Annotated in this window: 12 protein-coding genes; 5 read left to right on the top strand and 7 right to left on the bottom strand. The window is 57.3% G+C overall.

Annotation, left to right across the window (positions count from 1 at the left end):
- Positions 1-405 precede the first annotated feature (405 nt).
- Complete coding sequence (locus G5315_RS10035) at positions 406-1,602, top strand: NnrS family protein (protein WP_201992449.1); 1,197 nt, start codon at positions 406-408, stop codon at positions 1,600-1,602.
- A gap of 16 nt (positions 1,603-1,618) precedes the next feature.
- On the opposite strand, the gene G5315_RS10030 is transcribed toward G5315_RS10035, so the two are convergent.
- On the bottom strand, positions 1,619-2,188 hold the full coding sequence (locus tag G5315_RS10030) for a helix-turn-helix domain-containing protein (protein WP_216947454.1): 570 nt from the start codon (positions 2,186-2,188) through the stop codon (positions 1,619-1,621).
- A 119-nt stretch (positions 2,189-2,307) separates the two neighbouring features.
- Between G5315_RS10030 and G5315_RS10025 the strand changes: the two genes are divergently transcribed.
- Together G5315_RS10025 and G5315_RS10020 are read left to right on the top strand one after the other, a co-directional pair.
- Positions 2,308-3,483 carry a benzoate/H(+) symporter BenE family transporter gene (locus tag G5315_RS10025; RefSeq protein ID WP_421332972.1) on the top strand — a complete coding sequence of 392 codons (1,176 nt, stop codon included), beginning with the start codon at positions 2,308-2,310 and terminating at the stop codon, positions 3,481-3,483.
- A 122-nt stretch (positions 3,484-3,605) separates the two neighbouring features.
- Positions 3,606-4,670 (top strand): DUF3103 family protein, encoded by a 1,065-nt coding sequence (locus G5315_RS10020; protein ID WP_421332971.1) that lies wholly within the window; start codon positions 3,606-3,608, stop codon positions 4,668-4,670.
- Positions 4,671-4,739: 69 nt separating this feature from the next.
- Here G5315_RS10020 and metF read toward each other — a convergent pair whose 3' ends face one another.
- Positions 4,740-5,630 (bottom strand): methylenetetrahydrofolate reductase, encoded by an 891-nt coding sequence (gene metF, locus G5315_RS10015; RefSeq protein WP_005340191.1) that lies wholly within the window; start codon positions 5,628-5,630, stop codon positions 4,740-4,742.
- A gap of 329 nt (positions 5,631-5,959) precedes the next feature.
- Here metF and G5315_RS10010 point away from each other — a divergent pair, with 329 nt between their 5' ends.
- Complete coding sequence (locus G5315_RS10010) at positions 5,960-6,760, top strand: GNAT family N-acetyltransferase (protein WP_088870248.1); 801 nt, start codon at positions 5,960-5,962, stop codon at positions 6,758-6,760.
- Positions 6,761-6,833: 73 nt separating this feature from the next.
- Here G5315_RS10010 and G5315_RS10005 read toward each other — a convergent pair whose 3' ends face one another.
- From G5315_RS10005 to G5315_RS09995, 3 genes are all read right to left on the bottom strand, one after another.
- Complete coding sequence (locus G5315_RS10005) at positions 6,834-8,303, bottom strand: ABC transporter substrate-binding protein (protein WP_421332970.1); 1,470 nt, start codon at positions 8,301-8,303, stop codon at positions 6,834-6,836.
- 8 nt (positions 8,304-8,311) lie between these two features.
- On the bottom strand, positions 8,312-10,291 hold the full coding sequence (locus tag G5315_RS10000; RefSeq protein WP_421332969.1) for a HAMP domain-containing methyl-accepting chemotaxis protein: 1,980 nt from the start codon (positions 10,289-10,291) through the stop codon (positions 8,312-8,314).
- Positions 10,292-10,513: 222 nt separating this feature from the next.
- The gene (locus G5315_RS09995; protein ID WP_005340187.1) at positions 10,514-11,110 is read right to left on the bottom strand and encodes an OmpW family outer membrane protein; all 597 of its coding nucleotides are present in this window, start codon (positions 11,108-11,110) and stop codon (positions 10,514-10,516) included.
- A 330-nt stretch (positions 11,111-11,440) separates the two neighbouring features.
- Here G5315_RS09995 and G5315_RS09990 point away from each other — a divergent pair, with 330 nt between their 5' ends.
- Positions 11,441-11,572: a hypothetical protein gene (locus G5315_RS09990; RefSeq protein ID WP_019445201.1), complete on the top strand. Its 132-nt coding sequence runs from the start codon at positions 11,441-11,443 to the stop codon at positions 11,570-11,572.
- On the opposite strand, the gene G5315_RS09985 is transcribed toward G5315_RS09990, so the two are convergent.
- Positions 11,569-13,245 (bottom strand): sensor domain-containing diguanylate cyclase, encoded by a 1,677-nt coding sequence (locus G5315_RS09985; RefSeq protein WP_421332968.1) that lies wholly within the window; start codon positions 13,243-13,245, stop codon positions 11,569-11,571. The two genes, G5315_RS09990 and G5315_RS09985, sit on opposite strands and share 4 nt — an antisense overlap.
- 121 nt (positions 13,246-13,366) lie before the next feature.
- On the bottom strand, positions 13,367-16,195 hold the full coding sequence (gene uvrA, locus G5315_RS09980) for an excinuclease ABC subunit UvrA (RefSeq protein ID WP_204384470.1): 2,829 nt from the start codon (positions 16,193-16,195) through the stop codon (positions 13,367-13,369).
- Positions 16,196-16,224: the final 29 nt, after the last annotated feature.

The following is a 16,224-nucleotide window of genomic DNA, read 5'->3' as shown; positions in this document are numbered from 1 at the left end:
GAAAATCAAAAATTGTTTTTGATGTTCGATGCTGTGAGTGCCCACACAGATTGCTTGATTCAAATTGTTAAAGAGCGTCACGCTTGTCGCGTTGAGGAGGCGCATATTACGCTTCTCACTTCGAAAGTCAAGCGATTGTTTTCGCTTTTCTTTCGGCGCCCACTTCGCTAGGAAGCTGGCTCATCAGTTCGGCGTGTTCCGCCGTGCTGGTAGGGGCGCATTATAGGGAGCCGCGCCGGGATGACAAGGGCTTTTTCAGCAAAAAAGTTCGTTCGCTCAGATATCAAGCAACCACCTCTTTTTTTGCTCAAAATGGCATCAATCCTGACTATTGCCGGATTTAAATTGAACATTTGAAAAGCCAATTTATAATTGCCATTTCAAATGTTCAATTGGAATACCCTCATGCATCAAATCCTCGATAGCCATAAGGAAGAGCAAATCGTCCCGCTGTTCCGCTTGGGGTTCCGACCCTTCTTCTTGTTCGGGGCTCTGTTTGCTGCCGTCGCCATGTTGCTCTGGCTGGGGCAGCTCAACGGTTGGCTAACCTTGCCAGGGATTGCCAACCCGATCTGGTGGCATGGTCATGAAATGCTGTTTGGTTTCGGGGCAGCCATCGTCGCGGGCTTTCTGCTCACCGCGGTGCAGAACTGGACGGCCCATCCCGGTATTCGGAGCTGGCCATTGGCAATGGTGGTGGGGTTGTGGATATTGCCAAGGACCTTGTTACCCTGGCTGGGTGAGGAGAACATGATCCTGATGGTAGCAGACCTGCTCTGGCTGCCGCTGTGCGCCTGGTTCCTTGCCAAGCCTATCTTGATAACCCGGCAATGGCGCAATCTATTCTTCGTGCCCCTGTTGCTGATACTGACCTTGCTCAATGGTGCCAGCTGGTTATGGCAGGCCGATTGGACCACCGTTGAGCACCTATTGATCACCACAGTGCTGTTGTTTACCACCCTGATCGCCGTGATGGGTGGAAGGGTGATTCCGTTCTTCACCGCCCGAGCAACCGGTCAGGATAAAGCTGCACCTCAGCTCTGGCTGGAGCGGGCGGCGCTCGCGACACTGTGGCTTATCTTGCTCTGCTGGCTGCTGCTCCCCACCCAATGGGTCACCAGCATATATATAGTGCCTCTCTATATAGTGGCGGCGAGTTTGCATCTGTGGCGGCAACTGCGTTGGCATCTGCCATCGACCCTTGCGCATCCCCTGCTGTGGTCACTCCATCTCGCCTATCTGTTTATCCCTCTTGGCCTGCTCGCCCTTGCGGCACATAGCGCGGGTCTGCCCATCACGTTGTCGATGGCCAGTCACCTGCTCAGCGCAGGCTGTATGGGCACCATGATCCTGGGCATGATTGCGCGAGTCTCCCTCGGCCATAGCGGTCGGGCCTTGCAGGTAGGACGCAGGATCACTGGCGCATTCGCCCTGGTTATCGCTGCCGCTACAATGCGGGTGACGATTCCGCTGTTCTGGCCTGCTTATACCCTGCATGGCTGGAACCTCAGCGCGCTTGCCTGGATCGCTGCCTATGGTCTGTTTGTCTGGGTCTATACCCCGATACTGATCCGCCCCAGAGCAGATGGTCGACCGGGTTGATGACTGCGGAACATGTTCAGGGTGTTGCCACTGGATAGTGGATGAGGTTGTGGAAAATCGCCGGGGCTATGCCCAGATTGCGATAACCGTGGGGACGGTCGGCAGCAAAACGCACCGCCTCTCCTTGCACCAATGAACGCCACTCCCCTTCCACCAGCACCTCCATCATGCCGCTGATGACGATGACATGTTCGGTCACTCCCGGCTCATGGGACTCGGATTCACGCTGGTAACCCGGCAACAGGGTCAGCTCAAGCAATTCGAAGCCAAACCGGTTTTCATAAGGGAAGAGCGGCGCCACTTGCATGCCCTCTCCCGCTGGCTGCTGGCGAATGGCATCGGCGGTGCGATAGAGCACCTCAGCCTGCGCAGCGGGTGTGGGCTCAATGAAACTGGAAAATGAGACTCGAAAACCGGTGGCTATCTTCCATAGCGTCGCCACCGTCGGGCTGGACTCTCCCCGCTCAATCTGCCCCAGCATCGCTTTGCTGACACCCGTTTCGCGCGCGGCGGCATCCAGGCTCCAGCCGCGCTCGCTACGCAGCCCCTTCAGTCGAGCAGCCAGATGCTGACTCATCTCTTGCATAACTGCCTCTTTATTACTCTTGCACGATGCACCTTGTGCGCCATAACGCACATCGATATAGTCAAAGCTGTATTGTACGTAATAACGCACAGCGCGTCACAACGCCAAGAGGAAGAGTCATGCCCTTCGTCATCCCCCATCTGGTCGCAGGCTTTATCGCCGTGATGGTCGGCTACACCAGCTCCGTCATCCTGATCATCCAGGCCGCCACGGCAGCAGGTGCTGATACTGCTCAAGTCGCCTCCTGGCTCTGGACGCTGGGGATCGGCATGGGGGTGAGCTGCATCGGCCTCTCTCTCTATTACCGCATACCCATACTAACCGCCTGGTCCACACCGGGCGCGGCACTGCTGATCACCACGCTGGGCAACTTCACTCTGGCGGAAGCTATCGGCGCCTTTGTGATCGCCTCCCTGCTGATCACTCTGTGTGGCATCAGCGGCTGGTTCGACCGTTTGATGAAACATATCCCGGCTCCACTGGCCGCCGCCATGCTCGCTGGCGTGCTGCTCAGATTCGGATTGGATCTGTTCAAGGTCGCCCCGCAAGATCCCTTGTTGCTTGGCACCCTGCTGCTGGCCTTCCTGCTGGGTCGTCATCTCTGGCCCCGCTATACCATGGTGCTGGTACTGGGAGTGGGGATGCTGACCTGCAGCGTGCGGGGGGATTTGCAACTGGGCACCCTTCACTGGCAACTCGCCAGCCCGGTCTGGACATGGCCAGCCTTCTCCCTTGATGCCCTGTTTGGCATCGCGCTGCCGCTGTTCATTGTCACCATGACATCGCAAAACATGCCGGGAATTGCCATCTTGCGGGCCCACGGCTATCAGCCTTCCACCTCCTCGCTGATCAGCTGGACCGGCCTGACTGGCCTGCTGCTCGCCCCTTTTGGCGGCTATGCCTTCAATCTGGCCGCCATCACTGCCGCCATCTGCATGGGCAAAGAGGTCGACCCGGATACCAAGCGCCGCTGGCCAGCTGCGGTATGGGCGGGTTGCTTTTATCTTGTGACCGGCTGCTTCGGCGCAACCGTCGCGGCCCTGTTTAGCGCCTTTCCGGCAGCCCTTGTCACCTGCGTCGCCGGATTGGCCCTGCTAGGTACCATCGGCAGCAGCCTGCACTCTGCCTTGCACCAGGATGAAGCGCGAGAAGCTGCGCTGCTCACCTTTATCATTACCGCGTCCGGGATCAGCCTGCTCGGCATCGCGGCAGCCTGCTGGGGTCTGCTGATTGGTCTGGCGATCTATCAGTTCCAACCACATCGACAAAGGAATCAATTGAACCTCAAACCGTGAACCTCTGCACACTATCCAGATAAAATGATTCACAAGTGAAACTAATTTCCTTCTAGTGGCGTCAGGGCACCAATCTTCCCGGACATGGTGCCCTGTCAGGTTCCATGCAACGGAGTATAAAAATGAAAAATCAGGCTGTCTTGTTACTACTGGCCATACTGGGTGCTACGAGCGTCCAGGCTGCCGATACGGATCGAGAGCTGGCTCGCCAGCTCGCACTTCAGCAGAAAAACCTGCTGCCCCTGCTGAGCAATCAGCAATACCAGAGCCCGCTTCCCAACCTGCTGCAGAAGGCCAGCCCACGACTTAAACGGCAGGCGAGCGATGCCAACCAGGCGGCCATCAGCCGACAAGGACTGGATGGCGAGGTCAAGCAACTGATGCAGTTGCGGCTGGCCAACACCGATCAGGCCGCCGCGCTACAACAGGGCGTCGAACCGCTGGTCGCCTATGTTCCTAGTGGGGATGAGAAGAGCTGGAGCGCCATTGAAGCGTTCGACAGCGCTGGCAATCCCGTCTATCTGGATGTGGACAAGGCTCCGGCCCGGCCGGTTCTGGTAGTCGAAGCCGATCCCGTCAAAGCCAAAAACGCAGGCTTGAAGGTGATGCGCAAAGCACTGGCCGATGCGGATCTGCAAAGCGCCCCGCGAGTGGCGGCCAGCACGGCGCCGCTCAAGACCAGTATCCTGAAAAAGATCAGACTGAAGGATGATCAGGAGCCCTGGCTGCTCGGCGCAGCCGAAGTGTATGCGGTGGTCGCAGGGGTCAATCCCAGCCGGGATGAGCCTGTGGTCGATATTGTCGACATGCCCTACCTCGACTATGACAACACAGACTACACCCCCAACCAGATCCTGGTTTACTGGGATCGCTATCGCTGGGGTGCCGTCGATGTGGTGATGATGGAGCAGGATGACAACGTCAACTACAAGGAGCTGAGCGCCATGCTGATTGAAGCCCTCAAACTCGGCTTTACCGCGGGTGGCGTGCCGGAAGCCCTGCCCTTCCTCGATCTCGGCGGTCGCATCGTCAAGGCGCTGCCCGATTCTTGGATGACCAACAACGACGACTATCTGGATACCTTCTACACACTGGAGCAGGATCAGGTCTATCGCCAGTATCCGGGGGCTGCCGGTAATGCGGTTATCGATCTTGAGCCAAAAGAGATCGCCCCGACCAGACCTTGATAATCGGCCATAACGAAAAAGCCAATGAGCAACTCATTGGCTTTTTGCTTTTATCGCAGTGAGCACTGATCAGCCCTTGGGACGAACCCCCAGAGTATGGCAGATGGCATAAGTCAGCTCGGAGCGGTTCAGGGTATAAAAGTGGAAATCCTTCACGCCTTCCTGACTCAGCACGCGCACCTGATCGATGGCGATGCTCGCCCCCACCAGATTGCGGGTCATCTGATCGTTATCCAGCCCCTCGAAACGCTGATGCATCCAGCGCGGGATCTTCACGTTGGTAAAACCGGCAAACTTGGCCAGGGTCTGGTAGTTGGAGACCGGCAGGATCCCCGGCACGATTTCGGCATCGATGCCGATGGCGGCGCAGCGATCCCGAAAGCGCAAGTAAGTTTCCACATCGAAGAAGAACTGAGTGATGGCGCGGTTGGCACCGGCATCAATCTTGCGCTTGAGGTTGAGCAGGTCGGATTGCGCACTCTTGGCCTCCGGGTGCCCTTCCGGATAGGCGGCAACCGAGATATCGAAGTCCGCCTCTGACTTGAGCAGAGCAACCAGATCGGTGGCATACATATCCGGCTTCTCCAACCCCTGCGGCAAGTCACCGCGCAGAGCCACAATATGGCGAATGCCGCTGTTCCAGTAATCGCGGGCGATGGTGCGCAGCTCGTCGCGACTGGCATCGATACAGGTCAGGTGCGGCGCGGCAATCAGGCCGGTCCGCTCCTTGATGTCCTTGATCACCTTGTGGGTGCGATCACGGGTGCCGGAGTTGGCACCATAGGTGACGGAGACGAACTTGGGTTCCAGCACTTTCAGCCGTTCGATGGACTGCCAGAGGGTATTTTCCATCCCTTCACTATTGGGCGGAAAAAACTCGAAACTGACCGATATATCGCCATTCAAATCTGCCAAGCTCTGGTTGAGCGCCTCAACCTGACGTGCACTGTGAAATCCCATATGTTCTTCTCCCTGTCCTGCAATCCATCTGCCTACGTCAAAACGGATGTTTGGACGTCTAAACGTCTTTATATTTATGAGTAAAACGACACAAAGTCAACAGGGATTTACCTCACATCCGATCTGACGAACTTCATAATTACAAAATTAACGGTACGTAACCGAAAAGTGCCCATCCCAAAATTGCCCCAGTCGAGTTATGATGGGGTCAGATCGTCCTGGACGTTCTGAATCTGCGTGTGATTGTTTGGCCGGAGGTTTCTCCGGCCCCTTTTCATCTATTTCCCACTCCTGCCGATAACAGAATGAGTCTTTGCAGGAGCACCATCATGGATACCCACCCCGGCTTTGCCACCGACTTGCTGTTCGATCGCTATCAGGGCGAGGTTGTTCAGCACGATCAGTTCTGGGCGGTTCGCACGCCGGATGCTCCCGACTATTACTTCGGCAACTACCTGCTACTCCCCAACCCACCCAGCGACCGTGACAAAGGCTGGCTGGAAGCCACATTTGATCAGCTGATCGGCCAGGATCCTCGAGTGCGCCACCGCACATTCCAATGGCCACTAGCAGCCGGGCAAAACAGCCGGATCGCCGGTTTTGTCGCAACGGGTTACCAATATATGGAGTGCGTGGTACTGGCGCTGGATGAACAGAGCTGCCCACCCCCTCACGACGACATGAACAAGGTTGACGCTCGTACTTTCACCACTGCTGATTGGCCTGAGTGGCTCGACTTCGAACTCCATGAGCGGGATGAGGGGCACTCGGAACAGAGCTATCTCCCCTATCTGCGATCCCGCCAGGCGCTCTATCAGGCCATGATTGCCGATGGTCTCGGGGACTGGTGGGGGATCTGGCAAGAGGGACAACTGGTCGCCAGTTGTGGTCTCTTCTTTTGCGGCACACTTGGGCGCTTCCAGTTGGTACGCACGCACCATGCGTGGCGCAACCAGGGGTTATGCCGCCAGCTGCTGAGTCAAGTGGCTCGCGCAGGATTGTCCCGCGCCAAACAGCTAATCATAGTGGCAGACGAACACTACCATGCTCAGCGCATTTACCGCTCTTTGGGGTTTGCCCCGGTTGCCCGCATCGGCAGCCTCTGCCGCTGGCCCCACGAAGCACAATAAAGCGATACATGCTGGCCGCGAGCCATAAAAAAACGGGAGGCTGATGCCTCCCGCTCTTATTGATGCAGATGACCTATTGCTGTGGCTGCTGTGGCGCTTCCAGCTCGTTGGAGAGCGCCTGCTCCACCTCATCCGACGGCGCCGATAATGGGGCAGCGGCCGCTGATGCGGGTTCTGCGGGAGTCACAGCAGGTGACACCACGGCCGATGTTTCAGTGGTCGCGGGAGCTGCGGACACCTCAGTCGTCGGCGCTGAAACAGGAGCAGGGGCAACCGCATCACACAGACAATCCGCGCTCTTGGCCTTATTGCCCTGATGAGGGGCATACCAACTCTTCAAGCCACCTTCCAGTCGTTCCGCTGCAGCTTTGGGCTCCATCTTGCCAAGCAGCACAGCCTGACTCACCTCTGCCAGTTCATCCCCCAACTTGGGCGTACCACGGGAGAGGATCTGTGTCGCCACCCGAATGGTCGAGTCACACTGATCGCGCCACTCCATCATCTCTTTGGCCGCCGGATTGGTGACATCGAAGAAGTGGTTGGAGAGGGAGAAGAATCCCGGCAGCGAGTTGGTATAGAGCTCGGCAAATTGCGGCGTCGTCAGCCACTGCAGGAAAGCCATTGCACCCTCTTTATTCTTGCTGGCCGGATTCATCCCCATACCGATATCGGTGTGGTCGGTAAAGAAACAGCCATCACCCTGTTTGGCCACCGGCGGACGCATGACGCCAAAATCGACCTTGCCGGTGAAGGGAGCAATCTCCCAGGAGCCCGCCACATAGAAGGCAGCCTTGCCCGAAGTGAAGAGCTCGTTACTGGTCGCGTAATCGCGGCTCTCACCACCGTCACCGAGGTAGGAACGCCAGCGGGCCAGCTCGTCGAACACCTTCACATATTGCGGGTTGTCCAACCGCTCCTGCCCACCAATCAGTGCCAGACGGCCGTCTTCCCCTTTCCAGTAATTGGGGCCAATGTTCTGGAACCCCAGTTCGGAGGCAACCCAGCTCTCGGAACCACTCATGGCCAGCGGCACATAACGCCCGTCGGCCTTGATCTTGTCCAGCACGGCGAAGAACTGGTCGCGGGTTTGAGGCAAGGTGATCCCCAATTCACTGAGGATCTTCTTGTTATAGAAGAAGCCATGGATCACCGAGGCCATCGGCACACAGAAGGTCTGGGCACCGGAGTCCGTCTGCCAAGGTGACTGGGCAAAACTCGGGAAGTTCTCCATTCCTGCCATTTCGGTCAGCTCGGCCAGATGGCCCGCCTTGAACAGGGCGAGCGAGTCATCAAACGGACGACAGGTAATAAGATCCCCCGCCTTACCGCCTTTCAGGCTCTCCCACAGGGTGGGCATGTAGTTAACGTTCTGTACCGGATGAAAACTCACCTTGATACCGGGATGCGCCGCTTCAAAGGCCGGGATAATTTTCTGCTCCCACAACGCCTTGTCATCGGTTCGCCAGCTTTCAATCACCAGCTCGCTGGCCATCAGCTGGCCACACAACAGGAGACTCAGGGCTCCAATCCACTTTTTAGACATAAGCCCTCCTAGACCTTGAAATGTGCGATCAATTGCTGCTGTTTGGCGACCAGGTCGGCCAGTACTTCACTGCTGCTGGCCGATTCGCGCGCCTCCCGCTCGGTCTCATATGCCACATCGGCAATACCGGCGATATGACGAGCGACCCCCTGACTGACGGAGATCTGCTCCTGAGCGGCATGGGCCACCTGATCAGCCATCGATTTGATGGCACCCATCCGATCAGCAATGGATTGCAGCGCCACATCCATCTCGCGAGTCTGCTCAACACAGCTCTGGGTCTGCTCCTGGCTACGCCCCATCACTTCAACCACATGCTTGCTGGAGTTCTGCAGATTCTCAATCATCCCCTGGATCTCTTCGGTCGAAGTCTGGGTGCGATTGGCCAGCGCCCGCACCTCATCGGCTACCACCGCGAAACCGCGGCCGGCATCGCCAGCACGGGCAGCTTCGATGGCGGCGTTCAAGGCCAGCAGGTTGGTCTGCTCGGCAATACTGCGGATCACATCGAGAATGCTGCCGATGTTGTTGCTGAATTCGCCCAGCTTGTAGGTGATGCCGACCGCCTCCTCCATGGCGCCAGCCAGCTGCTCGGTGATCCGGCGAGTGGTGGCCACTTTCTGGCGACCATTGCGCGCCTCTTCATCGGCCAGATCCACTTCCCGCTTGGTGCCATCGGTAGAGCGGGCCACCTCGGTGGCGCTCACTTCCAGCTCGGTAATGGCGGCGGCCACCTGATCGGTCTGGCTCTTCTGCTCCTGTACCCGGGACATGGCCCGTTCGCTGATCTCGGCGGCGCGGCTCGCTTCATCCACCAGATGACGGGAGCCCGCATTGATTTGAGAGAGCAGCTCGCCGGTCTTGCCCGCCAGCGTATCGATGGAGCGAGAGAGGCTGCCAAATTCGCAACTGCTGCGGTAGTTGATGCGGCGGGTCATGTCGCCGGCCGCCATGCAATCGAGCTCCTTGTTGATCATCTGCAACGGGCGCTGAATGCTGCGCGCCGTGGTATAGCCGATCACCAGTGCGGCAGCGGCCGACATCGCGGCAACCACCAGGATCCAGAAGCTGGCACTGCTGACCGCGGCATCGGCGTTGATCCGACTATCGCTAGCTATGGCACCGGCGGACTTGCCCATCTCATCGAGCAAATTGAGGCTGTTGACCAGACTGGCATCCAGCTGCTGATTTTGCGTGGCCAGCGACAGCTCCAGTTGCTGAGCCTGACGCATGGTCGCCAGCAAGCCCTGAGCGCCGAGCGCCAACTCCTGCATCCGATCCAGATTGGAGACAAAGCGCGCTTTCACATCATCGGGCACCAGAACCCGCTCCAGACGCTTGCGGGCCATCTCGATATCCTTGCTGAGTACCTTTTCCAGCTCGTTCAGGTCGGTTTTGGCATCGGCACGGCGAATATTCTTCAGATCGCGGGCGATACCCGAGGTAATAAGCTCCGCCTTGTTGCGCATGGAGCGTTTGCTGGCAGTCTGTTGCAGCAGCAGATCCGCCGCCCACTGGTAGGTATCCTCAAGACGGATAAATTCCATCTCCAGCTTGTGGCGCTGCTCCAGCGCGCTGACCCACTGCCGATGCTGGGCCAACACCTGATCTGCCAAGCCATAAAATTGGGTGGTAGCACTCTCGACCTGTTGGAAGCGGGCACGAGCATCCGCTACGTCGGTAAATTTACCCATCTCCTGACTCAGCTGGGCGAAGCGGTTCTGCTGCTCCTTGAACTGATTGGCCAGCTGCGGCAACTGGGCGGCATCTTCACTGGTGCGGTAGACCAGCACCCAGCGGTTACTATCCTGCAGTGCCCCCTTTAGACCTGCGACAGCCACTACCAGCGGGGTTGCCCGGTCAGATACGGCAGAGAGGCCGTCATTTATACCCTTGATTTTAAAGGTACTGATCACACCAAGCAGGATCAGCAACAGCAGCATCAACACGAATCCGGCGATGATCCGCTGCACAATAGATAAGCCCATGGAGACATCCTCACTCATTGGGGGAAGGTAAAGTGAACATAGTCACTATCGGCAAGGGTGGCGAATAACTGAAATAAAGCGACAGGGATTTAATTGATTTGTATCGGGTTGGATCACAGTCCAGACAAAATCAGCAATACGAAAAAAGCCCGGCAAAAGCCGGGCTGAAAGAGACGTACTTTGCTATCTTCCGCGGTCCGATCAGAGCCGCAGTCAGAATCATTAGAAGCGGTAGCCAACACCCACCATAAAGGCCATCGGGTCGACCTTGGTATTAATGGTGCCAATCGCAGTATGCACATCGGTATCGATATCCATGATCCAGGCTGAACCGTTGACAAACCAGCGGTCAGTGATCGCCATATCGATACCAACTTGTCCGGCAACCCCCCAGGAGTCATCGACTTTGACATCGGTTCCTGACAGTGCACCACGACCCTCTTCATCAAAGAAGGTGGTGTAGTTCACGCCAATACCGACATACGGGCGAACCTTGCTTTGAGCATCGCCAAAATAGTACTGACCCATCAGAGTCGGCGGCAGATGCTTGATCTTGGCAACTTCAGCGCCACCCAGTTTGACTGAATGAGAGAAGGGGGTTGCAGCCAGCAATTCGACACCCCAGTTATCAGTAATCATGTAAGAGAGAGTCAATCCCAATTGCATGTTGTCATTAATTTCCAGCTCTACAGGCGTGCTGCTTTCCTGCGGCGATACAAATGCCAAACCACCACGAACCAGAATGTCGCCAGCCTGATGGGCCATGGCGAAAGGAGAGGTCACTGCTGCGGCAATCATCAGAGGAAGTAATTTTTTCATCACGTAATCCCTTTTTTTGTTTTCATTTGATGCTGTAAGCCCGCTGACTATATGCCCTTGTAAATGCAAAGTTATTGACTTGGAGCAAAGGTTGCACAGAAATAAATCGATTGGTGTGACATCTTTGCACGCCATCTCAATCTCGTTGAGCCCCCAGACAACAAGCTGAAATACCTGTTTCGACAGGTTGTAACTACCCGTATCCAGCGCCAAAAGGAGCAAACAAACCACATCTTATTGCGCGGCAGAGTGGCTATTAATTGTTGTTAATGTGGGCAAATCAGCGTATTTTTTGCGCCATGCAAGTTACTGGGAAGTAATGGTTTATTTATGAAAAATGAGTCGAAATGGCAAAAGGTGGGGGCCTTTCTCGCGGCCGTGTGGGGAATCGGATCCTTTCTCTTTATCCTGCTCGGTTTTATTGTCGCCCTGGCCTATCTGGTATTGGTACGGCAGGGCTAATCCGGGCTGACAGTATGTTGCAACGCAAGACTATTCCCTTCGACAAGTTGCTCCGGGGTCTGTTCCATCACCTCCCGAACAGACAGAGTGCCCGAATAGCCACAGCATCGATTACGGCCCCTCAGTTTTGCCTGATAGAGCGCCAGGTCGGCCAGCTTGAAACTGTGGCTCCAGAAGGTATCGGGGCACGCCGGATGCAGAGGATACCGACAATATCCCGATGAAACCGTTAACCATAGCGGCCTCTCCTCCGAACCGAAACGGTGCTGAACAACACGAAGCCTCAGATAATCGGCACGCTGTACCAACTCTTGCTCATTATCCACCTGCAACAGGAGTAAAAACTCCTCCCCTCCCAACCGGATAACGGGCTCGGCGTCACTCACCACCAGCTTGTGCAGCAGTTCTGCCAGCTGCTGCAACACCAGATCACCCATATCATGACCAAATCGGTCGTTGATCCGTTTGAAATGATCGAGATCGAGCAGTAACAGCTGACAAGGGCGGGCCCAATTGTCTTGCAACCAGCTATCCAGATAGCGACGGTTGAAGCAACGGGTCAGGGGATCAGTAAATGCCGCCATCTCCATCTGGCTGGATCGCTCCAACAAATCATCATGCTGCCGAGTGACCTTGCAGGCCATCTCCCTGAACTTGCCGCTCAGGGTCGCCATCTCGACACTGCTATCGATATAGGGGATCAAATCCGCCTCGGGTCGATCCCCAAAGCGCTGCAGTGCCGACACCAGCTGCTGCAAGGGGGTAAGCACAATGCCGTTGAGCCGGTACATGGCGATCATGACGCAGACAAAACTAATCAGCAGCATGCCGATAAAGGTCCAGATCGCCCCTTCCATTACACTGCCCAACAGTTGCCGCTCTTCCTCAATTACCAACGTCAATACGGGCTGGTTATCACTGTTAAGCAAACGAACCTCCCCCCTGAGCCGGGTCAGGCCAAGGTCGATCAGACGATAGGTCATTTGTGGTTTCAGCGGTTTGAAGGGGGTAATGACATGCAGGCTGGTGTGTTCGATAGCAAGAGGCAATGCAGTACGCTCAGATACCTGCTTGAGATACTCTTCATCAAGCCAGCGCACAACCAGCAAAAAGCCATTGAAGGGAGCGGTGTCATCGCTGTCTCTGATCGGCTGCCACGAATACATCAGCGGTCCCCATTGGGAGGCTCTGATGCCGTGCAGGTTGATACCTCCTTGCGCCACTGACCGGGCTCTCAACTGCTTTTTCAGCTCATCAAGGAAATAGGGAAACTGATCAGGGTTGATCCCCGGCGCATCAGGCAGCAGAGTGCGCGTCCAGACCTCGTAACCAGTGAGGTCAATGAAACTCATCAGATTAAGGCGAAAGTCCTGCATTGGCATATCACTAAGCAGATTGGATTCGATATATGTCCTGCTTTTGTTGCCCATAAAGCGGTGACTGTCATCCCAGATGCCCCAATCACGACTGAATGCGTCCAGAGCGGCCACATCCGCCTGCACCGCCTTGGTCACGCGCAGCAGATGTTCCTTCATTCGCTGCTCTTCAATCCGGCTGGCTGCCGGGATCTGGGCCCACGCCAGCAGGACCAGCAATAGCAGGATAGCCCCCAGCCAGATAGGGAGCATGGAGTAAGCCAACTGATGATCAATCGTACGCGGAGCCTGAGCCATAACCCGATATATCCATTACCATGATGCTGAGATGCCAAGCCTGCCCACACTTGACGAGCTTCCCCCTATGCTCCCGATTTTTATAACAAAAAGGGGCCAAAGGCCCCTCGATTATAACGGCTTATCGCGCCAATAGTGGCCGCAAAAAACGAGCTGTATGAGACTCTTTATTGGTGCAAATCTCTTCCGGCGTCCCCGTCACCAGAATGCGGCCACCACCGGCGCCCCCCTCCGGACCCAGATCGACGATCCAGTCGGCAGTTTTGATGACATCCAGATTGTGCTCGATGATGACGATGGTGTTGCCACGATCCCGCAGCTGGTGCAGCACCTTGAGCAGTTGCTGGATATCGTGGAAGTGCAGCCCGGTGGTCGGCTCGTCCAGAATGTAGAGAGTCTGACCGGTATCCCGCTTGGAGAGCTCCCGCGCCAGCTTGACCCGCTGTGCCTCACCGCCAGACAAGGTTGTGGCCGACTGGCCGAGGCGGATATAGGAGAGGCCCACGTCCATCAGGGTCTGCAGCTTGCGCGCCACCGCCGGCACCGGATCGAAGAACTCGCGGGCATCTTCCACCGTCATCTCGAGGATTTCGTGGATGTTCTTGCCCTTGTATTTCACCTCCAGGGTCTCGCGGTTATATCGCTTGCCCTTGCAGACATCGCACGGCACGTAGACGTCCGGCAGGAAGTGCATCTCCACCTTGATGACGCCATCCCCCTGGCACGCCTCGCAGCGGCCCCCCTTCACGTTGAAAGAGAAACGGCCCGGCTGGTAGCCGCGTGAACGCGCCTCCTGGGTGCCGGAGAGCAGCTCGCGGATCGGAGTGAACAAACCGGTATAGGTGGCCGGGTTGGAGCGCGGGGTACGACCGATGGGGCTCTGGTCGATATCCACCACCTTGTCCAGATGCTCCAGCCCCTCGACGCTGCGATAGGGTGCCGGGGTGGACTCGGTCGCCTTGTTGAGCTCGCGATGAGCGATGCGGAACAGGGTGTCGTTGATCAGGGTCGACTTGCCGGAGCCGGAGACGCCGGTGACGCAGGTCATCACCCCGATGGGCAGATCCAGGTTGACGTTGCGCAGGTTGTTGCCGCTTGCCCCCTTGAGTTTCAGCCACTTGCCGGTGAGCGGCGTGCGCTCGGCCGGAATGGCGATCTGCTTGCGGCCGGAGAGGTAGTCACCGGTCAGCGATTCCGGATTGTCGATGATCTGCTGGGGGGTGCCCTGCGCAACAATCTCGCCACCGTGCACGCCAGCCCCCGGGCCGATATCCAGCACATGGTCGGCGAGGCGGATGGCATCCTCGTCGTGCTCCACCACGATCACAGTGTTGCCCAGATCGCGCAGATGGGTGAGGGTCTTGAGCAACCGCTCGTTGTCGCGCTGATGCAGACCGATGGAAGGCTCATCGAGTACATACATGACGCCCACCAGCCCGGCACCGATCTGGCTGGCCAGTCTAATGCGCTGCGCTTCGCCGCCTGAGAGAGTCTCGGCACTGCGGGACAGGCTCAGGTAGTTGAGACCAACATTCACCAGGAAGCCGAGCCGCTCGACGATCTCTTTCAATATCTTCTCGGCAATCTGGGCGCGCTGGCCGGTGAGGTTCAACCCTTCGAAGAAGGCGAGCGCATCACCGATGGACTGCTCGGCGATGGCCGGCAGGTTGCGGTTGTCGACGAAGACGTGACGCGCCTCTTCCCGCAGCCGGCTGCCACCGCAGCTGGTACAGGATTTGTTGGCAATGTACTTGGAGAGCTCTTCGCGCACCGAGTTGGATTCGGTCTCCCGGTAGCGCCGCTCCATGTTGTGTAGGATCCCCTCGAACGGGTGCTTGCGCACCACCACGTCGCCGCGGTCGTTCATGTAGCGGAACTCGATCTCGGTACGACCTGAGCCGCGCAGGATCACCTCCTGGGTCTTGACCGGCAGATCTTCCCACGGCGTCTCCAGATCGAACTTGTAGTGCTCGGAGAGGGATTTGAGCATCTGGAAGTAGTAGAAGCTGCGCTTGTCCCAACCACGGATAGCGCCGTTGGCCAGACTGATGGCCGGATCGCCGATCACCTTGGCCGGATCGAAATATTGCTGCACCCCGAGGCCGTCACAAGTCGGGCAAGCACCTGCAGGGTTGTTGAAGGAGAAGATGCGCGGCTCCAGCTCCGACATGGAGTAGCCGCACTCCGGGCAAGCGAAGTTGGCGGAGAAGGTCATGGGGGCAACCCCCTCTTCACCGTCCATCGGTACCACCAGTACGATGCCGCCAGAGAGGGTCAGCGCCGTCTCGAACGACTCGGCCAAACGCAAGGCAAGGTCCTCGCGCACCTTGAAGCGATCCACCACCACCTCGATGGTGTGCTTCTTGTGCAGCTCCAACGTAGGAGGATCGGAGAGATCGCACACCTCGCCGTCGATACGGGCACGGATGTAGCCCTGGGCCGCCAGATTCTCCAGCAGCTTGGTGTGCTCCCCCTTGCGATCGCGCACCACCGGGGCCAGCAGCATCAGCTTGCTCCCCTCCGGTTGAGCCAGCACCTGATCCACCATCTGGCTGATGGTCTGGGCGGCGAGCGGAATGGCGTGAGTCGGGCAGCGCGGCTCACCGACCCGGGCAAACAGCAGACGCAGGTAGTCGTAGATCTCGGTGATGGTACCGACGGTCGAGCGCGGGTTGTGGGAAGTGGACTTCTGTTCGATGGAAATGGCGGGCGAAAGCCCCTCGATATGGTCGACGTCCGGCTTCTCCATCAGGGAGAGGAACTGGCGAGCATAGGCGGAGAGGGACTCCACATAGCGGCGCTGCCCCTCTGCATAGAGGGTATCGAACGCCAGAGAGGATTTGCCCGAGCCGGAGAGGCCGGTGACCACGATCAGCTTGTCGCGGGGCAGGGTCAGATTGATGTTCTTGAGGTTGTGGGTGCGAGCACCCCGGACCACGATCTTTTCCATCTTGTTGCACGCTCGATACAGAAACCTGA

Source organism: Aeromonas sp. 603607, from assembly GCF_049171595.1.
Classification (GTDB): domain Bacteria; phylum Pseudomonadota; class Gammaproteobacteria; order Enterobacterales; family Aeromonadaceae; genus Aeromonas; species Aeromonas veronii.
Note: the sequence above shows the minus strand (reverse complement) of the source record. Positions and strands in the feature narration are given on the sequence as shown.